The sequence below is a fragment of the Streptomyces sp. Edi2 genome, assembly GCF_040253635.1.
In the GTDB taxonomy this organism is placed as follows: Bacteria; Actinomycetota; Actinomycetes; order Streptomycetales; family Streptomycetaceae; genus Streptomyces.
Window position 1 is genome coordinate 85,636 of the sequence record NZ_JBEJGX010000001.1, and the last position, 23,803, is coordinate 109,438.

The following is a 23,803-nucleotide window of genomic DNA, read 5'->3' on the forward strand; positions in this document are numbered from 1 at the left end:
CCTGTTCGTGCCCATCGGCGAGTCCAGTCCCCTGGACGCCCGTAGTACTGCACCCCGCACCAATGACGTGACATGAGGAGTCAGGCATGAAGGCAACCCCGGGTTCTGAGCCCGAGCGGGTGGAGGTGCTGCTGTCGAAGCTGCGTGAGTGCCAGCGCACTCCTTGGCCTGTCTACGACGAGATTCGGGCATTGGGCGATGTCATACCGTCGCGTTGGGGCCCCGTGATCACTGGGTACGAGACCTGCCGGCGCCTGCTGCGCTCCCGGGACTGGCGGACCCCTGACTATCAGTGGCGCCGAACGCGTGGCAGCCGATGGACTCGCCCCGCATCCAGGGAGATCGGCCGGTCCCTCATCGTCGCCAACGCGCCTGAGCACACCCATCTGCGCCGCGGATTGGGCCAGATGTTCGACGACACCACCTTGCAGAGGCTGCGACAGGTCACTGAGGAGACCACTGAGCGCCAGCTGGACCTGGCCCAGCGGCAGCTGGCGGCCGGCACGGCAGACTGGACGCGTACCGTCGCCGAGATCGTGCCGGTCACCACGCTTACGCGCTGGCTTGGGATCCCTGACCGCGACGGCGCCGCGCTCCGCGAATGGACACACGCTCAGGCCGCCGCTCAAGAACTTCTCCCGAGCGGCCACGACCTGGATGTCGCCGACGCAGCCACGGCTCATCTGGAGCTCTTCTTCACCCATCTGATCGCCGACCGCAGAGCGGTGCGGCAGACCGATGTCCTGTCCCAGTGGCTCGCGGTGTGGGATTCCATCGAAGGTGATCAAGAGCAGGCAGACGTCATTGTGCGTCGTCTCGCTGCCACAACCACTGCCGCGGGCATCGAGACGACCGTGACCGTGCTCAACAATGCGATGTGGACCCTCGCTCGGCATCCGGAGCAGGCGAAGTGGCTCGCAGGTCATCCCGAGGCAATCCCCGCTGCAGTTGAGGAAATCCTGCGGTGGGATCCTCCAGTCCACCTTGTGAGCCGAGTCGCCTCAACCGACACAGACCTCAACGGCCACCCGGTCAAGGCGGGCGACATGGCCTACATCCTGGTCGGCGCCGCCTGCCGCGACCCTCGATGGCTGACCGACGCTGCGAAGTTCGACATCGCGCGTCAGCCCGGCCGCGGCGGCCACCTTGCGTTCGGACTCGGCCCTCACTACTGCGCCGGTGCTGCGTTGGCACGCCTCGAATCCCAGGTGGTCCTTGAACGACTCCTCGCCCGCGGCCCGCTCCCGCACGTCGTATCTGCCGAGTGGGAGCCGCGCGTCGCCTTCCGCCAGCTCAGTGAACTACTGATCGCCCACGAATAGCCCCGAGGAGGAGAAGTGTCCAACCCAGTGCTGGCCATCTGTCGCGAGGGCGACGTTGTGCACATGAAGATGAGCGATCCCCAGCGGCACAACGCGCTCAGCGAACGCATGATGGACGAGATGCTCAGTGCCTTGGAGAGCCTGCGCCAGGAGCCCAGGCAGCCTCGCGTCCTGGTGCTCTCCGGAGCAGGACCGGATTTCTGCATCGGCGGCGACCTGCCGGAGTTCGGCGACCTCTTCCACGAGGATCCCGCCGGCACCGGAATCGTCCGGCTGGGCAGCAAGGCAGCGCGGCTGTTCGCGGACCTCTCAGCGAGCGACATGGTAACGATCGCCCGAATACAGGGGCGTTGGATCGGGTCCGGCATCGCCCTCGCCGCGGCCTGTCACCTTCGAGTAGCCAGCGAGGACAGTGTCGGCTCCCTTCCAGAGCTTGCGCTGGGGCTGCCTATGGCCTGGGGCGGAGGCATGCACCAGCTTGTCGCCGAGATCGGTCAGTCAAGGGTGCGCCAGCTCATGCTCACACGAGAGAGCATCACCTCCGAGATGGCACTGCAGATGGGGATCGTCCACCGCGTGGTCCCCGCCAGTGTGCTCGACCAGTCGGTCGAGCAATGGGCCCGCGCGATTCTCCTCGGAGACAGGCAGGCAACAACCACCAGCCTCGAACTGCTGAAGAAGCCCGTCAGTGTGGGCATAGACGCCGTCTTGATGGCTGCGGCTTTCGCCGCCCGCCAAAATCGAGCCCCGAACCCGTGACATGCCTTCGGCCGCTGACATAGCCGCGCGGCATCCTGGCACGGGCTGCCGGCGTGTCAACACTTGGGTTGTGGTTGCCCGTCCCCTATAGCGCCGTGGGCATCCGCCGGCGGGCCCGGCAGCTGGGCGCGGTCTACGACAATGGTCTGAAGCAGTGGGCGCACCCGGTGGAACAGTCGCGAAGAGACGTCCAGCGGCGGGTCCAGGTCTAGAGCCACGCTGGGGCGGAAATGCTGAGAGCGGAGTCAGAGCAAGAGGTACGTCGGTCACCTGCTGCCCGTTGCAAGGCGAGTCAGGTCGAACGAGTCGTCGACGCAGCCGACCGGCGACAGCCCGACAGTAGTGCCGTCACCGTCGATAGGAACTCACCGGGTGCCATTGGCCTGTTCATCCCGCCTGACGCGAGTAGCGGATGGCTGCCCGCCGCGCCCCGCCTCGATCACGCTGCCCCTTCGTGCCGCCTGCGTGCACACCGCTCGCATTGGAGCTGCGTCGCTGTTGTACTGATAGGGCACGGGCTCGATTGCCCTTGTAATGGCTCACACGTGAATTCATCTGGACACACTCCTTCACTAGTTAGACTTAGCGAGCACGGCGACGTCGTAGTTCGAAGACGTGAACCCAACCGGAATTTCGGTCGATGAGCTTGCGGGCGTAGAGCGACGTGAAGTTGTTATTGAGGCCGGGTACGCGATCGGGAATCTGCCAGCGGAGCGCTTCAAAGAGGGCCTTCACCCCGATGCGGGTCGCGCCAGCGGCGAGGCGTTCCTCCACAAGACGCTCCAAGGTTTCGTAGATCCAGGGATGTTGCTCGTCGAAAGCATGAAACTGATCCTCGATCGTGGCGGTGGCGGGCCTGCCGGTCGGGGTGGGGAGAGCTATGTCCAGTCCAGGAAGAAGTTCCTGCCGCTGGGCCTCGGCTATGGGGGTAAGCATCGGGTTCCTCTCTGGAGTCCGGGTGGGGGTGACCAGTCGGCGCTGCCTGCCTGGCCTGAGCGCGCACCTCGATCAGGCGGTATTACAGAGAGCGGTGGGCGCGATGACGAAGGGTTGGGCGCGGAAGACGGAACGAGAGCTGGCCCGGTCCGCGTCGCGGCCCACCGGAGTGGGTGACGAGTCCACACCGGGCCGAGCCCTTGCTGTTCGCTCTGATCAGCATGCGGCGATCATGCGAGGGGCGGCCTGTGGACAGAGATGATCACTGGCCGCATGGCGAGGAAGACGCTGGCTCCCTGAGCGACATGATGGTGCGCTGCGCAGCAGCCGAACGAGGCCAGGACCGCCGACTCCGCGGCACATCGCCCCTGGCTTCGACACTTAAGATATTACCTCATTTGAGGTGGCGGAACAAATCCCGTCGTGCTCCATGCACTTCGGCATCTCTCTCAGCCGGCCGCGCAAGGCCCCGCACCCCACGTCGGCTTGAGATGGCGGTCTAGGTGACGAGCGGGCGGGAGGAGGCCGGCCGAGACCTGTGCCGACTGCAGATTCGATCCCCGGGGTGCGACGGCGGAGCCATCGGCCGCGAACGACGAGGCGCATCGTAGAGCTGATCGGGAGCATGTGGAACTCCAGCAGTAGCCCGTCCGCGTGGTCTCCCGATCCGCAAATGCGGGCCTTACGGGGTAAATGGGCCGGGGTATCGAGCGTGGAGTGCCACGATGTCGACCATGGAACTTGCTGGCCAACCCCTGACCGACGCCCGGCTACGCGCGGCCTTGGCCGCCCTGGGCGTAGCCAGCCCGGAGGATGTCGACGCCACCTTTCTGCTGGGTGCCCTGCTCGCCGCCGCGGAGTCAGCGGCCGGCACGGTGGATCGCACTCAGTTGGAGCAGCTGGAGACCGGCTTCACGGTGGCGCTGTTGGCCATCCATCGCGGTGACTCTGACCGTACCGGGCTGGCCTGGGCTCAGATGCTCGGTAGTCGCATCAACCGCACCGCACTGGAGCTCCGCGAGGCGGTGGCGGGAGATGCGGCGGACGTCGCCTCTGCGGCAGCAGCCGCACTGACCGGGGCCGGGGAACTTGTCGCCCTGGTCCACCAGCGCTCCGGTCGCCAGGAATTGGCGTCCGGCCTCGCAGCAGCTGGCGCCGGCATCGGCGACGCCGCCCAGCGCACCGCGGACTTGCGGCGTCTCATGGATGAACGAGGCATGCTGTAGGCCGTCGCCCAGACTCAACCAAGCAGGCCCGCAACGGCTTGCCTCACAGCCTCAGATGTTGGAAAGCGATCCGGATCCAGTGGCTTGCTCGCACGCTGGGAGCCTCAGGCTCTCTAACGAACGCGGCGCTGGTGGATCCGGGGCATCAGCCGGTCGAGGAGCTTGTCCGCGAGCCGTCCAGCAGAGCCGTCGTCCTGAGTGGCTATGCCTTCGAGGAGATCGCATAGTGCGCGCCCTTCACTCTTGGACACCTCGAAGCTATGGGGATCGTGCGTATCCAAGGCATCGGAATGCCTCTGCCACCTCGGGTTGTCTCCGAGAGCGAAATCGTCGCCGGCATTGGCATAGCCACCACGTATGTTCCCGGCCTGCACCAGATGCCCAACGGTCCCGCCGCTGACCACGTTGATTACATCGGGCGTGCTGTCGTATCGCCCCATATCTTCCACCTCTTTCTCGTGTCGCACATACGTTTGGGCGTTTGGCTTCGATCATGCCCGCGTGGTGATCCGTTTGGAAGGCTGGTCGCCCTGGCGGCCATAACGGGACAACTGCAGTGAGGTGGCCGCTACAAGGGGCGCGGGTGGCTGATTCCCAGAGACGGCTGCGAGGCGGATCGGACGCCGTGGAGGATCTCCTGCGGTCTGGGATCTCGTACTGGCGACACGGGCGGCGCCTCCGGGCGCGCAAGTGGCCCTGGAGCAGCGGCGTGCACGCAGGGCATCGCACCAGTTCGCCCGTCCGCCTAGCAGCGACGAGTTGCGTGGCATGAGGTCGGCTGTGTGCCCGGGCGCGATCGCTGGACAAACCCAGCGTCATTGAACTGCTGGATCATCTGCACCCGGGCGTGAGGCGTAGCGTGCTGCGTCTGAATCGGCTTGCGGTCGGAGAGGACGAGAGTTCTGGGCGAGCACCTTCAGCACCGTGAGCGGCTCGGCGGGAACGACATCCGCTTCCTCCCCGTGGGTCGCCGCCGGCGATCCGTATCCCCGACGCCGCGTCATCGGCCACGCGGCGCATGCGGGAAGCCGTGGGTTCTCACATGTGGAAGCCTGTCGAGGAAATTGGCTGGCGCCGCCGGCGGAGAGGTCCTGTGGTGCGCACAGGTGCCGGGGGTGACCGCCGCAGAAGTCTCTCCTACTGCTGTTCTGCCTTTGCGGCTTCGTCGGCGGCGGTAGCAGTTGGCCGCTTCCCGGCTTGCACCTGTTCCAGGCGCTTCAGGGTGGCGGCGAGCATGTCGTGGGCGCTGGTGGCGTCGCCCCCGGAGTCCTCGATCTTCACTTCAATGTTGACGGTACCTGAGCGGGTGTAGGCGTATACGCTTCCGCTCTTGTTCTTGAGGAGGAACGCCGATTCCTCCCCCACCTTCGCCTTTGTCCCTTCATCCGTCAGGCCCGAGCGGTGCGTCCAGGCCGTGTAGGCGCTCTTCGCGTTCTCGCTGGTGTTGAACTGGCAGATGTTCAGGGACATCTTCCTCGAGCGGGATGACCCGTTGTAGAAGTATTCGGTGTCGCCGCCTACCTTCCAGCCGCGCGGGGATTCGCCTTCTGTGTGGCTGCAGTCGTCGGCGGTACCCGGCCGCCCCTTGCCCAGGTCGCTGAGCTCGTAGCCGGCGGGAGCCTCGCCACGTTCAGGGATAGCTTGGGTGATCTCGCCTTGGCTGAACTGCTTGGTGAGGGGCTGGTCCGCGTCGTCCTTGTCGGTGCTGGCTCCCGGGCTGCTCGAGGAGCAGGCGCTGAGGGCAAGAGCGGCCAGCAGGAGGGCGGGGACGGCGATACGACTGCGTGTCATGGACACAGACTAACCTTCCGGAGATCAGGGTTCGGGGCGGGATTGGCTGAAATCACTGGGTAGTTGAGCGTTTTCCCTCAGGTCACCTTCGGCAGCGGCTTGCTGCCGAAGGTGACCTCTCCAGCTCGCCCCTATGGGAATTTGCGGGGCGGCGCTGGACGCGCGGAACTTCGGCCGGCGTGGCCGACGCGTGGCGCCACACTCGCCGCAGGCTCGACTAGGCCAGGGAATTGATGAGATCTGACGCAGTCAGGAGGTTGACCATGTCAGCATCTAGGCCAGCCGGGTACAGGGCGAAGACCTCGCTGCCGGGCGAAAGGTCGAAGTCTCCGCGCAGGACGTACGCCAGCTGCGCCTTGTGGAGCTGGACGTCGGCGACGCTGTCGACAGCCGGGGTGCCAATCCGGGCCGCGAAGGTGGCCACGTTCTCATCCGTGTGTCGCTGGTAGACGCTCACGGATTCGTCGGTGTGCCGGCGGATAACGGTGCTCGCGCGGCCCGCAGCGTGCCAGTTGGCCAGTTCGCCGAGGCCAATGCGTGCACCTGAGGTGAACAGGCCCGTAAGCCCCGAGCCGAGGGTGGCCAGGGCGTCGACGTGGCGGTGTACCGCGTGGTTGGTTCCAGTGACGCCCTGGACGACGTCGAGCCATCGCATGGTGCGGCCAGAGACGTCGATGATCATGGGCACGCTGGCGCGGGCGCGGCCGGTGAGGTCGAAGCGCTGCTCGACCTGTCGGGGCTCGAAGACGTCCCCGGCCTCGCCATCGTCGTCACGGACCATGAGTCCCGCGAACGCTTCGGCGAGGTCGTCGAAGGCGACGTTGTTGTACGAGAAAACACTGGCAACGACGTAACGGACGCCTGCGGCGGCCAGCTTGTCCAGGTCGAGGTCGACGAACTCGCTGGCACCCCGAGGGGCCGGGGCGCTCGTCAGGTCGCCCGAGTGGACAGCCGCGTCGCGCATGTAGCGCAGGCAGGTGTAGTCGCAGGTTCCGATGTGGCCCCATTCTGCGCTGAACATGGCGATCGACAGGTCCAGGTCCGTACGGCCAGAGGCGTCGCTCTCCATCCAGTGCAGGAAGAGGCGTGCCGTCCGGCCGGCGGGGACCGGCAGCTCGGTGCCGCGCGGGAGGGTTACGAGGGCTCGGGAGGCGGTGCGTTCCGCGAACGGCGCGATCACGCCGTCAAGGGCGGCGTCGATGACCGCGGTGTCCACCGGCTTCAGCGCGGAGGTGCGGCGCAGGACTTCGCCGGTCATGGTGTCGACCGCGCGGTCGACCACGTCGGCGGGCAGCGGCGTTCGCTTGTCCTCGACGATGTGGGCCTTTGCATTGCCGCCCTTGGGAAAGTAGACGCGCTCACGGTGCCGGCGGGCACGGGTGCGTATCTGGCCGAGTGCCGACAGCAGGACGGCCGGGGACACCTGCGGAACAGCCTGTTCCACCGCGGACAGGACGATGTCCGCCCCGTGCCGGTCCGCCAGGCGCAGTAGGTGGTCGAGGCGGCGCAGCAGCTCTCCGGGGCGCTGCGCGAGCAGCGCCACGGCCGCAGTGCTGTCCCTGTCGGCCAACGCGGCCTCCACCTTCGAGGACCACAGCGGGATGGTGATCTTCGCGTCGGATGCGGTGACGGTCGGCAGTGTCTGTGCGGTGGTGCGCAGTCGCTGCGAGAGGCCGTCCCCGGTGAGGCGGAAGTTCCGCAGTGTCGCGATGGCGAGGGCTGCTCGCGGGTAGCGGGCCGCGTATTCGAAGGGGTGTAGGCGTTCGGCGGCGTGCTTCCATGCCTTCGCGTGCCGGCGCATGTCCTCGGCCATCAGGGTCGGGGCCAAGTCATCTAGGACCGCGAGGAGCGCGCGCCGCAGTGGGCGCGGGACTGCGGCGAACCGCGGCACGGTCACCAGGCCGGCGTCTCCGCCGGAGCGCACCACGAGCAGGCGCAGCACGTCGGTCGCCGTGGTGAGTTGGGCGGAGGCCGTGGGCAGCGTCACCTCGTAGGCGGTGGGATCCGCAAGTAGCCAGGCCAGTACGAGGGCCTTGGTTTCACGGCCCGGGATTGCCTCGGGCAGCCAGGCCGGCGCTTCGGATCGGTCGCGGGTTTCCAGCAGGACGGCCAGGTCGTCGGCGTCCTGTGGGCTCAGCGCGGTGGTCCGGGCGATGAGGGCACCCAGTTCGTGTGCGGCGTGGCTGGAGCGGGCAGTGAGATCGCCGCCGTGGAACAGGAGGCGCAGGCGGGCAGGCAGAGCACGGCTGGGCCGAGGCGCCCGCCGTGCACGCTGGGGGCGCAGGAACGGTTCGTCGACGTCGAGCTGGCGGTGGCAGATCGGGCAGGCAGAGAAGTCAGTGCCGTCGAAGCAGGTGCGGCACACGAGGTGAGCACACGGGGAGACCGCGTGCACGGTGCCGTCGGCGCCGCACAGCACGCAGGGTTGCTGCGGAGTCTGAACGAGGATCGTCAGCACGCGTTCGACATAGAAGGCGAGCGTGTCCTTGGGGGTGCTCTCCGGGAAGCCGCGGAACAGCGGGGTGTGGTCGCGGTCTGCGCCGAGAGCGTGGTCGATGTCGGCCAGGAGTGCGCGGCCCTGAGCGGTGAGAGCGTGGGTGTCCAGGCCGGCCAGGGCCTTGCTAAGTCCAGCCGACAGCAGGTAGCCGCGCTCCAGGAGATCGGCTTCCAGCAGCGCGACGCCGGCCTGAGCCTCCAGGCCGGGCTTGCCGGCTGGAGCGGGCAGGTAGACGGCGCCGCGACGAGACAGCAGAACCGCGGAGAGGCTGCGGTGGCTGTGCGTGGTGGTGGGGATGGACGTGGTCGTCATTGCCGTTCCTCTCTGCCCGGTAGTGCCCGGCGCAGCACGTTGCTGGTCAGGAAAGCTGTTTTGCAGGCGTTCACGTCGCCGATAGGGGAAGTGAACGCCTTCTGGCCTGTCCTGGAGAGAGGGGAAGGCGGTCGCTTCAGTGCCGTACGGGGCGCGGACAGCATCCAGCTCAAAGCCAACGCGCCGCCGCTGCGGCGTGGTTGGGGCGTACAGGCTCAGGGGTCCCTGCATGGTGGGCAGCTGGTTTTGATCACCCTGAGGTCTGCGGACCGGCTGACTGTCAGGTGCGGGGGCGGGAAGTGAGCGCGCTGGATTCTTTTACCAGAGAGTTGAGAAGGAAGCACGCTGGAGCCGCCCCGCGGGCCTGACGGTACAAGCTGCGGTTCGCGAACGCATTGGAATTGTGGTTGCCGGCGGCGTCACCACTGGCACCATTCGGTTCGGAGTGGATCTGACGGCAGTTCCGTTCCAACGGAACCCGAATTTACTTACATTCCGGCCCCTTGTCAAATCTTCAGCGTCGCCGGGTGTCGCCTTAGTTGGCAGAGGTGGCGGGTGTGACACAGGCCGGGTGGCCCCATCCTGCAGGGTCCTTCGCAATCAACTCTCCCCGGCGGTACGGCTTCCCGCAGCGGCAGCGACCGGAGAACCTCGCTGTGGAGGCCCCTCTCCTTCCCCGCGCTGCGCGTCGGCGAGACGATCCAGCACGGTCCGGTCCCCTGCCTCTGGACTGAGCGCCTCGCCCGCTCTGGGGCGCCGGCGGGGCTGCACTGAGAGATGTTCCGGCCGGCCGCTGGGTACGGGCCGCCTGACTTGCGGCCCTGTCCGCAGCGGCGTTGTACGGATCGCCACCAGCCTGATGGGCCCGCACGTGTACGAGTGTGACATCGCGGCCGTTGAGCAACTCGTCGATGCGCGCTACGAGGTCGCGGTTGGCAACGGGAGCTCCCGCGGAGGTCTTCCAGCCTCTTCGGCGCCACCCGGGCAACCAGGTGGTAGCAGCGTTCATCGCGTACTGGGAGTCCATACGTATTTCGAGCGGAACGGACAGGTCGGTGGACTCCAGCAATCGCAGCAGAGCCGTCAGTTCGGCCGCATTGTTGGTCGCGGTACCCAGCGGGCCGGACTCCCAGCGGTTTACGGTCCCGTCGGGCCCTGCGATTACCCAAGCCCAGGCCGCGGGACCAGGGTTTCCTTTCGATGCGCCGTCGCAGGCAGCGATGATCCGTTGCGTCATGCTCGCTCTTCCAGGAGGTCAGTTCAGGTGGGCGTCGCCGTGGCTCAGGCGATAGGGCGCGTGTGTGGAGTGGGCTTGATGGAGGTGGAGTTCGATCCGAGTGTTCTCCGGGCGGATGAGGTCGCGGACATGGAGGGGAGGTTGACGTAGCCGTAGCCCGCGCAATGCCGCGGCCGAGCATCCGGTCAAGGCGAGCAAAGTGACGCCTGCCGCGACTGTTTGGCCGTCGGCGGGCGTTCCCATCCAGGCCATGGCCACGGTGGCTGCGCCCCACAAGAGCCAGAGCACGCGGGCTGCAGTGCTGCGACAGACGGCAAGAAGGAAGGAAACCAGGCCCAGAATTTCCCAGAAGGCATAGGCGGCGCCGCCTGTGAGCGGTAGGCCGGCCGAGTCAGTGTGGGCGAACAGGTAATGCCTGACTGGCGTCGTCACGGTGGCCAGCAATCCAGTGTGGCTGTTGCCGGTGATGGTGCTGATCCAGCCGACGACCAGGCCGAAGCAGGCGTAGAGCACCACGATCGGAGCGAGTGCGGCAACAACCTTGAGTGCGCGGATGCCGACGCCCGGGGCGGCGTAGCTGATGGACTTCGCGGCCCCAGCGAGCCAGCTATCGTGCCAGCGATCTCGGAAGTGCTGACGACGGATGGCCGTCTGGCCGCTGCGGGGCGGGGATGTCGAAGTGTTGTGCATCGGGACCCCTCAGACGATGGGTGAGCAAGCAGTGAGGCTCTCTGGTGCGGCGGTGCGGTCATTGCCGGTGGGTGGCACTGACGACTGCCGCCTGTACGAATTCGAGAGCCTAGAAGGCTGGTCCTGTGGACAGGCGCCAGTCAGCCGGCACAACGACCGGGAAGCCTGCGCCATCTGATAACAGAGGACGGGTGGCAAATCAGCACGGGGCAAATGTTGCTGCCCATGCCCCGCCGGCCTTGCGCAGAGCCGTCAGTTGCGGTCAACCGCGCCGGGCGCTTGCCGATTGCCCCCGTGACGCCTGCTTGCCACCCGCGTCCCGCCGCGTGACCCGCCCGACCGAACGACACTGACGCTTAACATTTGCCTTCAGGTACTTTTTTGCGTAAAATAGACATGTCGGCGACGGTCGACACTCCCCCGATCGAGCCAAGGAGGTTGCTTGCCGAACACCGAGCCGCACCCCGTCCATCAGGAGACCTACGGCGGGCACAAGATTGTTGTCAGCTTCCACTCCGGTCACAAGGCGCCCTCCGCACCTGGTCAGCACCCGCACCACCGGCTGTTCATCGACGGCCGGGAGGTGCCGCGGCTGAGTGGCGAACCTGCGGTCATCGCGCAAAAGGCACGGCGCGTGATCGACCAGCGCAACGAGGATGCCCAGCTTCTTCCTCGGCTGATCGAACTGATCGGAACCCGGCGCGATTCCCTCGCTCTGGACTCCGTCGGATCGGTCGCCGAAGGCGACATCGCCTGGGTCTACGCTCGGGGGCGTTGGCGCCGCGGCCTGGTCACTAAGATCGCGCGCGTCAGGGTCACCGTCTCGTACACCACTGACGCCTCGATCCGCAGGGTGTCCCACAAAGCCGAGCCGCCCCAGAATCTGCGGCGCGAGACTGCGCCGCCGCCGGAGGACCCTCCTGCCCCCTCCCTTCAGCTTGCCCGGCCCGCCAATGAGCTCGCGACGAACATCGTCGGCACCGGTCCGTCGGCTCCCACCGCGAATGACACGCCGCATCCCCCGGAGGACACAGAGCGGGTTGCGTTCGCGGACCTGAAAGTGAACGACGTCATCGTGCGGGGCTGCGGCGACGAACGGCGTGCCCGGGTGCTGCGCCCGGCAGAAGACTTCACCGACTTGTTCGGACGGGCCATGCGCCAATATTGGTGCGGCGCCATGGATGGCTCCGGCAAGGAGGGCTGGGTGCCGTTCGGACCCGGCGGCACGACCCTGCGGCTCCTGCCCGGAGCTGTAGAGGCGGACTTCAGGTCCACGATGGACAGGCTCGGTCGTACGCAGGATGCTGAGGAAACGCTCATTGTCCTCGTACGCCAAGCCGCCCAGCAATTCGCCGCCGCACGCGCCGGCGAAAGGCTCGCAGACGCCTCGGAGCACGTCGTGGTGACCATGGAGGCCGCGGCCGCGACCAGTCACCCGAGCACGCTGATCGCCCTGGGCCTGCGCGCCCGGCAGCTCTGGACCGACCCCGGAGGCACCCATCAGGGCGCAGCCGTGGGCTGCCTGCCGCGGGATGTCGCCAACCCTGCCGTCGTGGAAGCGCTGCGCATCGCCCGCGAGGCTGGTATTGCTCTGGGCGTCATCCCGGACAGGATCCGTTCCCGGTGGAGCTGGGAGGCCGAATTCGGGTCAGATGGCGTACAGGGAGCCTTGCTCTGGAGCCACGGCAGCTCTCTGACCATCGAGTGGTCCATCGACGGGCGCACGGACGAGAAGTGCTTGACCCGTGCCCAGGCAGTCGCTGCTCGACAGGCCCGCAATCAGGCTCTCACGCAGGTGCAGGAAGCCTTCCGCAAGGCTGGTTGGAACGCTTCGGTGTGCGGGAGCACCAACACCCGGACGCAGCGCCTGGTCGACGTTCAGGTGAGCCAACCGAGACGAAGCAGAGTTTCCGATCCGGTCGCGCGACTCCAGATCGCGGCGTGAGCTGAGAAATTGGTCAGGGCGCTGTTTGGCCGCCACGGGAGCCGCCCGTGGCGGCCAGCGCATCGGCGTCGTGCGAGTCCCTGTGCCCCTTTTGAGGGAAGCAGCCGGCGCACCACCGCTGTCCTTCTCCGAGGGGATGGTCCTCTCGCACGTTGCGCTTCTGCCCCGGGACGTGAATCCCGTCGTCGGGGCCATCGCTACAGGCCAGGCGCTGGTAGTCGTGCTCGACAGGGCCGACGGCCTGGTGCACCACCCGTATCTCCGAGCGGAGGTCTGCGGACCTCACACGCTCGCTTATGACCCACATGTTGGACTCCTCCTGCCACTTCGGATGGTAATGAGTTTCATCGGTGCGATGCGCTGCGTTTCGTCGGTGCCCCCAGCTGGCCATGCCGCTATCCGGCGTTTGTTCGGGGGATCTGCTTGACGAGGCATGTCGCGATGATGGCTCACTCAGGTGGCCAGCAGATGCGCCCACGCGATGGATGCATGCGCTCCTTCTCGGCGGCCGTTCACTTCAGGGTGAAGTCCTTTGGGTCGAAGTCGAAGTCGTCCCAGTCGAATCCGGTATACCCGCCACCGCCGTTGAAGTAGCGCGCGATCGCTGTTCCGATGATGCGCTGGGCCTCGTCCTCTGTATCGCTGCGGATGAGCTTGGCGACTTCGTCGGCGCTGAGGCGGAGGGGGACGTAGCTGGAGCGGACCGCGTTGGAGCCGCGGATGTCAAAGGTTGTGGTGCGGCTGACCTCGGCGTTGGAACCGACTTGGCTTTCCTGCACCTGTCGGGCACGTCGTTCGCGCCCCCGCTGCGTTGTCTGGACTTCGACTGCTTCGTCCCGGAGCCGTTCGGCATGCTCTCCCCGAGGGGTACGCGTGCCCTTGAGCCACCTCCCCACTGTGGTCGGCGTAACTCCGTAAGCAGCCGCTATCGCCTGTCGGTTGCCCTCGTACTTGCGTTCCAGAACGTGGGCTGTCTGCGTAGTGGTGCGCACGGGAGCCCGACGTGAGCTGCGGAAGACGCTCTCCCGGACCCGTGCGACGAATCCCCGCTTGGCGTCCTCACCGGTCATGGCTGTGGCTTCTCCTTGTCATCATGCTGCCTTGCCAACGGATTGCCTTCGGTGCCGTAATCGTGGATGAGCCGAGCGGGGTGTTCGCGCTTATCCATCGCCTCGATGACAGCGTCCATGGGGATGCTTGACTCGTGTTTGGCGGAGCCCGGCGCGATTCCCAGGCGCAGGGTGCCCGGTACCGGCTTGCCGTTGTCGCCGAGGACGAGCAGCTCCAGTGGTGAGGGCTCTGCCGTTGCATAGAACCAGGCGTCGACGTTGACGGCGAACGGGGCCCGGCCGGTGAGCTTGAAGGTCTTGCGCATGCGCCGGTGTGCTGCGATGCGGGCTGCGGCGATGATCATGAAGCGCAGTTCGGGCCGGTAGTGCCAGGTGGCGACGACCTTCTCCAGCCACTCCTCGTCATCGGAGATGGACTTGCGTGCGGAGTCTGTCCACTTGCCGATGCCGCCCTTGTAGACCTCCTTGTAGAGGGTGGCGAGCAGCAGCGCGTCGGCCTTCTCCAGGTCACCCGCGGTGTCCTTGTGGCGGGCGTAGGCGTCGAGGAAGTCTTGCGGGTCCTGCCCGTCGTAGAGGCCGAGCTCGGCGTAGGCACGCTTGTAGCCCGTGCGTAGACGGCCTGTCCAGCCCTTGAGGAGCGGCACGGTGTGTGTGGAAATGTAGGCGGCAGGGATTCCTGCGGGGTCGTATCCGTACTCGCGCACCATGTAGGCCACGGTGGACGTGGCGTACCAGTCGGGTCCCAGCGGCGCTTCACCGTTGAAGGTGGCTGGGTGCGGGAGGAGTTCGTCGACGGGCACGCCCGTGAAATCGCACCACCACAGCGCGGCCACCTTGTTGTCCCAGGCTGGGTTGGTGCAGTACTCCAGCGGCCCGGCTGGGAGGGGGAGGGTTTCGGTGACTGCAAGGTAGGACGCGCAGGTGTCGGCGACAACGGCGTAGGGCAGAGCCGCCTCGGCTTCCGTGGGACGGCGGGCCCAGAGCTTGTAGTCCTCTTCCTGGCACACCGCTTCGTTCTTGTCCATCAGGGCGTGGGTGAGGGGGTGTCGTGAGCCGGCGGCCGGCGGGATGGTGGTGTCGCCTGAGGGGAGGGCGCCTTCGCGTTGCTGGGGCGCCCATTCGCCGGTCTCTTCATCCTGGACCCATTGGACGCGGGGGCGTACGGCATCGAGCAGCAACATTCCGGTGGTTGCGGGGGTTGCCCCTGGTGCAATTCCGAGGTCGGACACGAAGGCGCGGATACGGCGCGCGAGGGTGAAGGCGTCGGGCTGTCCGGACGTGTCGCGGGCCATGCGAGCAGCTTGTTCGTTGGTGGCCTGCTGCTTCTTGGTGCCCTGGCCCAGCCAGGGCGTGATCACGATGCGGACAGAGGTCCTCGGGCCGCCCGCGGCGCCCTTGCGGCGGAAGACGTGCACGGTCGGCCCAACTTCCTCCGACAGCTCCATGCCGACGCTGGCTGCCGCGGTGAGGAGCTTCTTGTGGAGCTGTGCGAGAGCCTTGTCCGTGGTGGGCAGTGCGGCGGGCAGGCCGAGCTTCTTCACCGCGGCCGCGGAAAGGCACACGATGCCGTCGCCGTTCCGGCCGGCGTCGTGGATGCGCTCTACGCGAAGGGGCAGTCCTGTGCCCAGCCAGGCGAACCAGTCGGTGAGCTTTCCTCCGGCAGGGGGCGGGACCTGGTCGATGTCCAGGTTCCAGCCGTCGGCGTCGGTGTCGAGGGCGACCGCGGGCCAGCGGCTGGGTGCGGTGGCGGCCGTAGTGGTCGGCGTCGAGGATCGGCTGGAGCGCGGAGATACGGCAGGGCGGCGAGGGGCACTGGGGGTTCGTCCGCGGTATGGAGCTTCGGGCCGGGGCGCGGCGCGGTGCCGAATCGGCTCGGCGGGAGCAGGGGCGGACGGAGTGGCTTCCGCTGCAGGCGGGGTTGCATTGGAGCGCTGCTCGCGCTGGAGTTTCGCTCGCCGGATCTCTGCTTCTCGGGACTGCGGCGTGCACTTCATGGGGCACCGCTTCCAGTGGCCCTTCCAACTACCGTCGCTCTGCTCTTCGCGTACGTATTGGTATCCGGGCCGGGTGCTTCCCACGCAGCCCCCACAACCTGCCAGGGGTACATCCGTCATCGTCTCGCCGCTTCCTTTCTGGTCAGCTCAACTCGACTGTGGGAGATCAGTTGCGGGGTATTCCGAAAATCTGCTGGAACTGGTCGAACTTGCGGCGGGCCATGCGTGCGCCGGCCGTTCGCTCAGTGTGGTCATCGGGGGACACCTTGCGCAGCTCGGCTTCGGCGGCCTGGATGAGGGAGGGGCCGATCGAGCGGCCGTTGTTCGTGATGGCTCCTGGGATCTCAAGAGCCATGCGGCGAAGAAGCTCCTGAACAGGTGGCCTGGCACTTCGCTCGTCCGCGGCGATCCTTGTGGCCATGGTGAGGAAGTCCCTTCTTTCCGAGTGCGGAGTGTGGAGGCGCTGTTCAAGGGGCCAGTCGCTGAGTGCGAAGAGGCCGCGCATCGGTGTGAAGGACTTCGCGTCCAAGGCTGGGCAGATGTAACTCTGGGTTGCTGGCGCGGTGGTGTACCTGCGTTCCTCGTCACGCCGAATGCTGGCAAGTCGAGACCAGGGCAGATCCGTCCCGAAGAACGCAAGACTCACAGGCCGGATCGTCTTCATCGTCGCCGGGACACCGACCAGCCTCAGGGCGCGGCGTAGTTGTTCCTTGGCGGTCAGGAGCGGGGACAGCTCAGTGGTGGTCGGCGCCTGGCTTGATGCTGACTGTCCGAGCCGCATGTGCCAGGCGTTCTCTGCGAGACGTAGTTGCTCACAGAGGTCTTGAGCTCGCGTCACATCCTGCTCGGCGTACGCCATGCGGGCAGATGTACGCAGTTGCGCCATTTCCCGCTCGAGGGCGTCGAGGACTTCGTTCATTGCACCTCCACGTCTCACCAGAGAATACCAGATAGGACCAGAGTGGTCCTCATAACTTCCGATGCGTGGGAGCGGCTCAGGCGACGTCTCCACCTGCCCGGAAATGCCGTTGGGGCGGCCGGGAAGGCCGCCCCAACGCGCGATCCGGATGCGCTCTGACTCCCTGGGCTACTCGCCCTTGACGGCCGCCTTGAGCTTGGAGCCTGCGGAGACCTTCACGCTGTAGCCGGCCGGGACCTGAATCGCCTCTCCGGTCTGGGGGTTACGCCCGGCGCGAGCGGCACGGTGGGTGCGCTCGAAGGTAAGGAAGCCGGGGATGGTGACCTTCTCGTCGCCCTTGGCGACGACCTCGCCGGTCACCTCGGCGAGGGCGGCCAGCACCGCGTCGGCGTCCTTGCGCGACACCTCGGCTCGGTCGGCCAGGGTGCCGACCATTTCACTGCGGTTCATAGCTGTTCTCCTGAACTTACTCGTGCCTGTAGCTATTTGGAAAGGAAGGTTGTCGAGATGCGTTTCACTCCGGACGCTCTCGCGGGCGCCGCCGGGAACCGAGAGCCGGGAACACCTTCTCGGTCGACTGCTTCGCGCCGACCATAGGCGCCAACGCAGCACTGTGGGAACTCAGCCGTTCCGGCGAGCGTAAGTCAACCGCGCACCGATACCCAGAGGTTGAGTGTCGTCACCGTCCGGCTCGGTTCCGGGTGCGCCACGCATCGTAGGCGAGCCATCCGGTGACACCGAGCGTCACCGTCACGCCGACGATGAATACGAGCGCATGACCCGACTTCGCCCCCAGGGTGGCCGCCACGAACGCGACGGCTCCCACGAGGGCGAGCACGGAGGCTTTCCGCGTACTGCCCGGCTCGCCACGATACAAAGTTCACGCCTCTCAGGCTGAGTCCAGCGGCTGTGAATCTACCCCACAGCGCTCTGCAGGAGGAGGGTCGACCCCGCTCCAGGAGTTACCCCCGATCTGCCACTCTGATCTTATCAGAATCTCGCGTGATGTAAAATTAACGTTGTCATGATTCGCGGCCGGCGTCGCCCAACGCGACAGCCTCAACCCGGATCCCGCAGGCGCCTGGCGGGTCATCTGGATTGACGCCCGCAAGCCCTGGATGTAATATCTTAAGCGTCGCTCTAGTTGTCCTGGAGGAGGTGTAGGCATGGTTTGCCCCAGGTCGCCCCTCCCCTGTGGCCAATGTAAGTATCGCGTTGCCACAGTTGCGGCCCTCCTGCGGGCCGGGCGCGGAACGCACTGTCTTCACAGCCACGCCCCCGGTCAGAACTCCTGCTGCGGGCACGTCAACAGCTACGAACCGTAGGGCTCGGAGATTCATCAGGCGCTCAGGTGGCTGTGGTCTCCAGCCGCCCGTCTGCCCGGCCACCCTCCCGGCCTCCCGTCCCGGTTCACCCCACCCGGGTCGGGAGGCCCGGGCCTTTGCGCGAGGCAGAGGAAGACCACGAGCAGCCCTCGGCCGGGGCACATGGCAGGTTTCTCCGCCGAATCGACAGGCTGGCGTCGTGTGACGTGCTCCACCGAACTCTGTGTCACCGAACCGGCACCCGGCCCAAGCCGCTGATCCTCCATGCGCTCGCCGTTCGCCGGCGCTGCGGCCTCAGCTACCAGCTCCCCTGCCGAACCGTCCTTGAGACGTCCCGGTCAGGGGCCACAAGTGAGACCGCGCATGGGCGATTTCGCACCGCCGAAAGAAGGGAAAGACTTGCCAGCAAATTCATCCGATGCCTACACCGAGCTGCCGCTTCGCGGCTTCGGTGCACTGACCGTCCGGGCCACGGTCCTCGAGCACGGCCGCACCAGATACGTGATCCGGGCGCCGCATGCCAAGGGCACCGTCGTGGTCATACCCGAAACGCCCTACGGTGGGCCGGTCACTCCCCGGACGGTGCGCGTCCAGTTCGGCGATGGCATTGACAATGTCGGCTGGTACACCCACCGCGTGGACGAACCGGTCATACGCAACGTCCGCGTGCACGGGTTCAGCGATTCCATCACGCCGCGTACTGTCTCCCGCCGCGACTATTTCCTTTCCTCCCACGCCGTGGGCCTTCGGGACAACGGGGTCACGCGCCGCATCCCCGACGGGGCCCGCGCATTGACCGAGGCAATCGTCGTAGCCGTCGTGCGGGCCTGGAACCGGCGTAGTGACCGGGCCGACTTGCTCCTGGCTGCCGCGCGGCACGCGGCCTCCCAGAACCTGGCTTACGAACAGCGCAAGATCGAGAAGCTGCAGAGCGAGCTGTGCACCGTTCGCAGTGACCGGGCAGCAGCCCGGCGCCGCATCAACCAGGTATCCGGCCTGGTACGCCGCCGCCAGCTTCCCGTACAGCAGGCGTCGTCCGAAACGGTCCAGCTTCCCTTCGTCGACCGCGACGGAACGCCGATGGGCGTTCTGAACGTCCGGGAGACAAAGGTCAATACGCTGCCAGGCCGCGTCGTTTACTCGGTGGAAGGAGGGAGGGTCCGCGGCACGTTCACCGTTGGCCCTGACATCTACGACCGCTCCCAGCCGATTCCACGCGGTATCTACATCTCCTACGGTCGGCCGACGGACAGCTACTGGTTCCGTGACTGCGACCAGGAGCCTGTGGTGAACGGCGTGCAGTTGAGTGGGGGGTGGAGCCACGGCGGCCGAAGCGGTGACATCACCCTCACCTCCCCCAGCTCTTTGCCCGCCCAGATTCGGCTCGGACCGACCCGGAGTACCTCCGCTCCGTACGCGACCATGCGCCGAGCCTCCGCCGCGCTGCGAGCACTGGCTCTCCATTACCTTGCCCGACCAGATCAGGAGGCCCTGCGCATCGCCGCGGGAAAGCACAGTGCAGCATCGAGTCGTGCGGCCGCACGTGAAGAACTGAACCGCCTCCGCCAACGCGAGGCGACACTCACATCCGCTCTGCGCCGGCACCGCACGTGCGAGCGGCAGTACCGCGATCTGCTCGCACCCCGCTCCGTCCAGCCCCTGGCACCCGTCGTCGAGCTTCGACCCCGGCGCGACGGGCTGCGCAGCGCAGCTTGAGACGCACCGACGAAGCCACACTCCGTTTCACCACGGTCCGACGACCGAGCCAAGAATCCGGCCGCCGTCCGCTCTGCGGATGGCGGCCGGACGGATTTTCGGAGCGGTTGACGCTGTGCCCACCGCGAGGCTGATAGACAAGACGTGCTCGGCATCTGTCAGCTGGCTGCGCAATCCGTCTCATGACTGAACCGGGAGGTCAGGCCGTGTGCAGACCTTCGCGTTCCCAGCTCCGCAAGCGCGCGTAGTCCCGCTCCACGACGTCCCGCTGCTTGGCAGCGAGGTAGACGTGTCCCGGGGAGCTGAGCAGGTCACTGGTCGGCGGGATGTTGTCGCCCGGGTCGACGGAGGAGAAGACCGCTACGGCGCTGGAGAGCTCGGCGACCCGGCCGAGGGCTGCGGCATTGGCTGGCCCCTGGTAGTGGTTGACGAACTCGACGTGGCGCAGCGTGCCGTTCCAGGCCACCTGGTTTTCGTCGAAGTTCAGCAGGTCCTGGGGGTTGAGCATGGCTGTGGCGGCAAGGGCTGTCTGGGATATGCCCCCCGAGTAGCGTTCGACGATGTCGGGAACCGTTGCCCCGCCGAGCCGAGCGCCGGTCTCTATCAGCACGGGGCCGCGGGCCGTGAGGATGACCTCGGTGTGGGCAGGTGTCGCACGGATGCCGAGGGCATCGAGCACGGCGAAGGTGAAGTGGCGCAGGATGCTCGCCTCGTGGGTCGAGGGCGCCAGTGGCTCTTCGTAGTCGTAGACCGGGGTGGAGGTCGCATTGGCCTGCTTGGTGTATTGCCAGATCTCGGCGACACGGTGGTGGCCGTTGTGGGAGACGGTGTTGATGTAGTACTCGGTCCCGATGAGGCGTTCTTGGATGAGGGCGGTGTGGTTGCTTCTTCCGAATATTGTCTTTGCGTCCAGAACAGAGACGCAGGCTGCCTCGACCTGCTGGGCGGTACGGCAGAAGCGGACGTGGTCGGTTCCGGCCGAGGCCAGCGGTTTGACGACAGCTTCGGCCAATCCGGATGCAGTGAACCAGGCGGCGGCGGTCGCGGGTGTGCTGGCGACGCTGGCGCGTGGCGTGGCGAGTCCTGCCGATCTGACGGCTTGGGCCATCAGGGCTTTGTCCCGGCGGGCCGCCAGGTGGCCGGGGGTATTGGTGGGCAGGCCGAGCTTGAGCGAGAGGATCTCGGCCGTGGTGACTCCGGATTCGGCTCCGGCTGTCACTCGGGAGACGCCCATGCTGGCCAGCTGGTTCGCCACGGTGCGCAGATCCGCGGTGTATTTGAGGTCGCAGGTGTAGTGGTGGGCGTTGAAGGATCGCTGGAAGTGATCGTTGATCACCGGTTGGCTCTGGAGGTGGATGCAGTCCACTCCCTGCGCGTGAAGTCGCCGGGCCAGGGTGGCGCCGGTGGAGTACCCGTCGACGATCGCGATTGTCATGGATTTCCTCGAGGTTTGGGGGGCCGCGCACGGTAGTGGTGGCCCCGAGGCACCCTGGAGTGGGCTTCGGGGTCGGGATCAGCTCGGAGTTGTCGGCTCGTGGTCGGGCAGGTTGAAGCGATGGATGCGGTCTGCTGCCACACCGGCATCGGCCAGCAGCTGCGCCTCGTGGGTGTTGCGCACGTAGATCTGTGTGGTTCCGGATCTCAGTTGAGGTGTGCTGGCGACAAGGTCCGGGCAGGGGCGGGCAATGCCGCGCAGGTGGTGGAAGCGGCCCAGCGCGAACACCGGTATGCCGTAGCCGAGCTCGCGGTGGTCGTTTATCTCCTGCACAGGTATGTGGGGGCGCGTGTCATGCTGCCGGAGGTGGCGGGCGACGGCGTTCATGAAGTCGTGAATCTGCGGTTCGGTCAGTTCTTGCCACCAACGGTGGCCGCGTTGCTTGTCCTCGGCCAGCTGGGCACGGCGTTGCTCTGCAGCGAGGCGTTGCTGGTGCTGTCGCTCCGCGCGCTCTGCCTCTCGTTGCTGCGCTGGCGCCTCGCGCGCGCGGCGCCAGCGTTCTATCTCTGCTTGCCGGGCCGCGCTCCACTCGGCTCGGCGTGCGTCCTTGCGCTGGTTATCTGCGGCTTCGCGGGCCTGGCGCTGCTCGGTCTGTTCCCTCGCCCGGGCCTCCTGGCGACGGCACATCGCGTCGTGACGGTCCTGGTCGCGGCTCGCGCCTGCGGGAGCCCACAGTTGACGACGGCGCACCCGCTGGTTGTCGCTGCTTCGGTGGATGAGGTGGTAGCGCTCGATCACGGGGTGGGAGGTGAGGAGTCTTCGGTTGACCTGGTCCACGAACTGCTCGAGCGGGACCGGGGTGGTGGTCCAGCCAGCCTGGGTGAAGGAGAAGTCCCCGAGGCCGTCATCGACTGTCCAGTGCCCGTGGTTGTGTCCGGGCCGCAGGCGGGCGGAAGGGAGACGGCCCATCCAAGGGGCGTTGTCGCGGTTGGTCACCCAGCACACGGCGATTCCTGCGTCGCTGTAGCGGTTCGTGCGTGCCCAGAGCTCGTCTTCCGTGTTGGGTGAGAGTTGGACTTCCCATGCCGTCCGGGCGGAGCCGTCCGGGGCGGCCGCCAGAACGTCCGCTCGCCAGGATCCATCGGGAGCCGCGACCTCGAGGTCGGCGTGCCAGTCGGCGGCACGAATTGCGCAGGTGATCTGCAGCTTGATCAGGTGGTGTTCGAGCGATTCGCCCGCCAGTGTGCAGCTCTCCGGACGTCCTGGATCGTGGGCGAAGTAGCGGAGCTTGAGCGGTGAGAGACGCGCGTGCATCGTCCAGGCGCAGTCGGGGCAGGTCAGCGGGACCTGTGGGCGGGTTCGGTGCAGCTGTGCCCAGGTGATGCCCTCGGCAAGGTCTGGGCGGGTTGCGTCAATCCGTCCGGCTTCGGGGTGGAGAGCGGTGAAGGGCATGGGCCGGTCCTGTGGGTCAGGCTGCGGGGCGCAGCTGCTGGTCGGCGAGGAGTGCGGCCTTGCGGATGCGGGCGCGGCTCCAGCCAGGCTCCTTGGGCAGTGAGCGCAGGTGGCGGCGCAGTTCGGTGGCCTGCACGACGGTGACGCCGGCGGTGACGAGTCCTCCGGGCGGCACGTGGGCGTAGTGGACTGCGATGACTGGGCGTACCGAGTGCCCAAGTACTTGAGCGGCTCGTCCTGCCTCCCAGATGACGGTGTCGACGGCGTCTTGCTGGGGGTAGCGGCCGTACCAGAGGCGACCATGGGCATCGAGACGCACCTTGGAGGTCTTGGAGGTCCAAGTCTTCGTATCTACATATACCGGACCACACCGCCCAAAGATCAAGTGATCCAAATTCGCCCTTGACCGGGGTATCTGGCGGTCGTGAAGGACAATCCAGCGCCCGAGTCCGGTCCACACGAGCGGGATGAGAGTGCGTCGGGTGCGGCGCTCACCGGCCGCCCCGGTCGCCCAGGAGCTCCCCTCGCTTCGGTAGATGCGGCGCAGGGCCAGGACGGTGAGCACAGCGATGACCGCGGCGCCGGCGTACCAGTCGGTGAAGGCTGCCGTGAGCCATCCCACGCCTGCCGACGGGATCGTGGCGGCGGGCAGGGCCCACGCGGCGGTTCTGTGCTGCCTGCGGCGCTCTCTGGCGCGGATGGCGTTGGCCATGGACTGGGCGCTCGCGCCGGCGCCGCCGCGGCGCCTCGATGCCGGCTTGGACATCACGGTTCTCCCTCATCTCATGGTCGTTTGAGGAGTTGAGAACGCGATGTTGTGCGGCCAGAGCTGTGGACAGAGGCCGCCGGCAGAAACGTCGTGACCAGCCAGAACACCCGCTGTGACCGTTCGCGATAGTTGGCGGTTGTTCACAGCAGTTGGCGAAGGAGCCGAGACGGTCACCTGAGCTGTGTCTTCGCTTGTGAAGTTCCCGGTTCGGGGCGTGGATCCGCCAACTACCGCGAACAGACCTCGCCAACCGCGATGAACAGAAACGCCGTGACCTGCAAGGACTTCGTGGGCGACCCGCCAACTATCGCGAACGGTCACACCCGCCCCGCCAACTACCTCAAACGGCCACAGTTCACGACCCGCGCGAGCATGCGGGGTGTGGGCGCGTCCCTCGGCGACGTAGTC

At 66.7% G+C, this 23,803-nt stretch carries 20 protein-coding genes; 6 read left to right on the forward strand and 14 right to left on the reverse strand.

Translation table 11 applies throughout. The features are described from left to right. Window positions 1–86 precede the first annotated feature (86 nt). From ABR737_RS00510 to ABR737_RS00520, 3 genes are all read left to right on the forward strand, one after another. Complete coding sequence (locus ABR737_RS00510) at window positions 87–1,322, forward strand: cytochrome P450 (protein WP_350248140.1); 1,236 nt, start codon at window positions 87–89, stop codon at window positions 1,320–1,322. A gap of 15 nt (window positions 1,323–1,337) precedes the next feature. Beyond that, entirely contained in the window at window positions 1,338–2,081 is a 744-nt protein-coding gene (locus tag ABR737_RS00515; RefSeq protein WP_350248141.1) for an enoyl-CoA hydratase/isomerase family protein, read from the forward strand. A 74-nt stretch (window positions 2,082–2,155) separates the two neighbouring features. Continuing rightward, on the forward strand, window positions 2,156–2,293 hold the full coding sequence (locus ABR737_RS00520; RefSeq protein ID WP_350248142.1) for a hypothetical protein: 138 nt from the start codon (window positions 2,156–2,158) through the stop codon (window positions 2,291–2,293). A gap of 370 nt (window positions 2,294–2,663) precedes the next feature. On the opposite strand, the gene ABR737_RS00525 is transcribed toward ABR737_RS00520, so the two are convergent. After that, the gene (locus tag ABR737_RS00525; protein ID WP_350248143.1) at window positions 2,664–3,017 is read right to left on the reverse strand and encodes a hypothetical protein; all 354 of its coding nucleotides are present in this window, start codon (window positions 3,015–3,017) and stop codon (window positions 2,664–2,666) included. Window positions 3,018–3,751: 734 nt separating this feature from the next. Here ABR737_RS00525 and ABR737_RS00530 point away from each other — a divergent pair. Then, the gene (locus ABR737_RS00530) at window positions 3,752–4,243 is read left to right on the forward strand and encodes a hypothetical protein (protein WP_350248144.1); all 492 of its coding nucleotides are present in this window, start codon (window positions 3,752–3,754) and stop codon (window positions 4,241–4,243) included. Between the two features lie 113 nt (window positions 4,244–4,356). On the opposite strand, the gene ABR737_RS00535 is transcribed toward ABR737_RS00530, so the two are convergent. The 5 genes from ABR737_RS00535 to ABR737_RS00555 all read right to left on the reverse strand — a co-directional run bounded on the left by ABR737_RS00535 (window position 4,357) and on the right by ABR737_RS00555 (window position 10,770). Further along, on the reverse strand, window positions 4,357–4,683 hold the full coding sequence (locus ABR737_RS00535) for a hypothetical protein (RefSeq protein ID WP_350248145.1): 327 nt from the start codon (window positions 4,681–4,683) through the stop codon (window positions 4,357–4,359). Window positions 4,684–5,380: 697 nt separating this feature from the next. Next, a complete protein-coding gene (locus tag ABR737_RS00540; RefSeq protein ID WP_350248146.1) occupies window positions 5,381–6,034 on the reverse strand; it encodes a hypothetical protein in 654 nt (217 codons plus the stop codon). Between the two features lie 217 nt (window positions 6,035–6,251). Next, a complete protein-coding gene (locus ABR737_RS00545; protein WP_350248147.1) occupies window positions 6,252–8,843 on the reverse strand; it encodes an MXAN_6230/SCO0854 family RING domain-containing protein in 2,592 nt (863 codons plus the stop codon). A 535-nt stretch (window positions 8,844–9,378) separates the two neighbouring features. Continuing rightward, entirely contained in the window at window positions 9,379–10,080 is a 702-nt protein-coding gene (locus ABR737_RS00550; protein WP_350248148.1) for a ribonuclease H family protein, read from the reverse strand. Window positions 10,081–10,098: 18 nt separating this feature from the next. After that, complete coding sequence (locus ABR737_RS00555; protein WP_350248149.1) at window positions 10,099–10,770, reverse strand: hypothetical protein; 672 nt, start codon at window positions 10,768–10,770, stop codon at window positions 10,099–10,101. Between the two features lie 442 nt (window positions 10,771–11,212). On the opposite strand from ABR737_RS00555, the gene ABR737_RS00560 reads away from it, so the two are divergent. Further along, window positions 11,213–12,715, forward strand: coding sequence for a hypothetical protein (locus tag ABR737_RS00560; RefSeq protein WP_350248150.1), 1,503 nt, complete (start codon window positions 11,213–11,215; stop codon window positions 12,713–12,715). Window positions 12,716–13,227: 512 nt separating this feature from the next. Here the strand turns inward: ABR737_RS00560 and ABR737_RS00565 are convergent. The 5 genes from ABR737_RS00565 to ABR737_RS00585 all read right to left on the reverse strand — a co-directional run bounded on the left by ABR737_RS00565 (window position 13,228) and on the right by ABR737_RS00585 (window position 17,536). Beyond that, window positions 13,228–13,785 carry a hypothetical protein gene (locus ABR737_RS00565; RefSeq protein WP_350248151.1) on the reverse strand — a complete coding sequence of 186 codons (558 nt, stop codon included), beginning with the start codon at window positions 13,783–13,785 and terminating at the stop codon, window positions 13,228–13,230. Further along, a complete protein-coding gene (locus ABR737_RS00570; RefSeq protein WP_350248152.1) occupies window positions 13,782–15,779 on the reverse strand; it encodes a DUF8841 domain-containing protein in 1,998 nt (665 codons plus the stop codon). Before ABR737_RS00570 ends, ABR737_RS00565 begins: the two co-directional genes overlap by 4 nt. A gap of 166 nt (window positions 15,780–15,945) precedes the next feature. Further along, entirely contained in the window at window positions 15,946–16,698 is a 753-nt protein-coding gene (locus tag ABR737_RS00575; protein ID WP_350248153.1) for a hypothetical protein, read from the reverse strand. Window positions 16,699–16,866: 168 nt separating this feature from the next. Beyond that, window positions 16,867–17,148: an HU family DNA-binding protein gene (locus ABR737_RS00580; RefSeq protein WP_350248154.1), complete on the reverse strand. Its 282-nt coding sequence runs from the start codon at window positions 17,146–17,148 to the stop codon at window positions 16,867–16,869. A gap of 229 nt (window positions 17,149–17,377) precedes the next feature. After that, window positions 17,378–17,536, reverse strand: coding sequence for a hypothetical protein (locus ABR737_RS00585; RefSeq protein WP_350248155.1), 159 nt, complete (start codon window positions 17,534–17,536; stop codon window positions 17,378–17,380). An 850-nt stretch (window positions 17,537–18,386) separates the two neighbouring features. Here ABR737_RS00585 and ABR737_RS00590 point away from each other — a divergent pair. Next, window positions 18,387–19,739, forward strand: a complete 1,353-nt coding sequence (locus tag ABR737_RS00590) for a hypothetical protein (RefSeq protein ID WP_350248156.1) — start codon at window positions 18,387–18,389, stop codon at window positions 19,737–19,739. A 199-nt stretch (window positions 19,740–19,938) separates the two neighbouring features. Here the strand turns inward: ABR737_RS00590 and ABR737_RS00595 are convergent, their stop codons facing one another. The 3 genes from ABR737_RS00595 to ABR737_RS00605 form a co-directional block, all read right to left on the reverse strand. Continuing rightward, complete coding sequence (locus ABR737_RS00595; RefSeq protein ID WP_350248157.1) at window positions 19,939–21,174, reverse strand: ATP-grasp domain-containing protein; 1,236 nt, start codon at window positions 21,172–21,174, stop codon at window positions 19,939–19,941. 78 nt (window positions 21,175–21,252) lie between these two features. Next, entirely contained in the window at window positions 21,253–22,626 is a 1,374-nt protein-coding gene (locus tag ABR737_RS00600) for a competence protein CoiA family protein (protein ID WP_350248158.1), read from the reverse strand. Between the two features lie 16 nt (window positions 22,627–22,642). Next, window positions 22,643–23,392: a nuclease-related domain-containing protein gene (locus ABR737_RS00605; RefSeq protein ID WP_350248159.1), complete on the reverse strand. Its 750-nt coding sequence runs from the start codon at window positions 23,390–23,392 to the stop codon at window positions 22,643–22,645. Window positions 23,393–23,803 lie beyond the last annotated feature (411 nt).

Coding starts and splice junctions, on each gene's coding strand:
- ABR737_RS00570 (WP_350248152.1), bottom strand. CDS start 15,779: ATGAAGTGCACGCCGCAGTCCCGAGAAGCAGAGATCCGGCGAGCGAAA.
- ABR737_RS00550 (WP_350248148.1), bottom strand. CDS start 10,080: ATGACGCAACGGATCATCGCTGCCTGCGACGGCGCATCGAAAGGAAAC.
- ABR737_RS00530 (WP_350248144.1), top strand. CDS start 3,752: ATGGAACTTGCTGGCCAACCCCTGACCGACGCCCGGCTACGCGCGGCC.
- ABR737_RS00535 (WP_350248145.1), bottom strand. CDS start 4,683: ATGGGGCGATACGACAGCACGCCCGATGTAATCAACGTGGTCAGCGGC.
- ABR737_RS00525 (WP_350248143.1), bottom strand. CDS start 3,017: ATGCTTACCCCCATAGCCGAGGCCCAGCGGCAGGAACTTCTTCCTGGA.
- ABR737_RS00595 (WP_350248157.1), bottom strand. CDS start 21,174: ATGACAATCGCGATCGTCGACGGGTACTCCACCGGCGCCACCCTGGCC.
- ABR737_RS00590 (WP_350248156.1), top strand. CDS start 18,387: ATGGGCGATTTCGCACCGCCGAAAGAAGGGAAAGACTTGCCAGCAAAT.
- ABR737_RS00545 (WP_350248147.1), bottom strand. CDS start 8,843: ATGACGACCACGTCCATCCCCACCACCACGCACAGCCACCGCAGCCTC.
- ABR737_RS00510 (WP_350248140.1), top strand. CDS start 87: ATGAAGGCAACCCCGGGTTCTGAGCCCGAGCGGGTGGAGGTGCTGCTG.
- ABR737_RS00605 (WP_350248159.1), bottom strand. CDS start 23,392: ATGTCCAAGCCGGCATCGAGGCGCCGCGGCGGCGCCGGCGCGAGCGCC.
- ABR737_RS00565 (WP_350248151.1), bottom strand. CDS start 13,785: ATGACCGGTGAGGACGCCAAGCGGGGATTCGTCGCACGGGTCCGGGAG.
- ABR737_RS00540 (WP_350248146.1), bottom strand. CDS start 6,034: ATGACACGCAGTCGTATCGCCGTCCCCGCCCTCCTGCTGGCCGCTCTT.
- ABR737_RS00575 (WP_350248153.1), bottom strand. CDS start 16,698: ATGAACGAAGTCCTCGACGCCCTCGAGCGGGAAATGGCGCAACTGCGT.
- ABR737_RS00580 (WP_350248154.1), bottom strand. CDS start 17,148: ATGAACCGCAGTGAAATGGTCGGCACCCTGGCCGACCGAGCCGAGGTG.
- ABR737_RS00555 (WP_350248149.1), bottom strand. CDS start 10,770: ATGCACAACACTTCGACATCCCCGCCCCGCAGCGGCCAGACGGCCATC.
- ABR737_RS00600 (WP_350248158.1), bottom strand. CDS start 22,626: ATGCCCTTCACCGCTCTCCACCCCGAAGCCGGACGGATTGACGCAACC.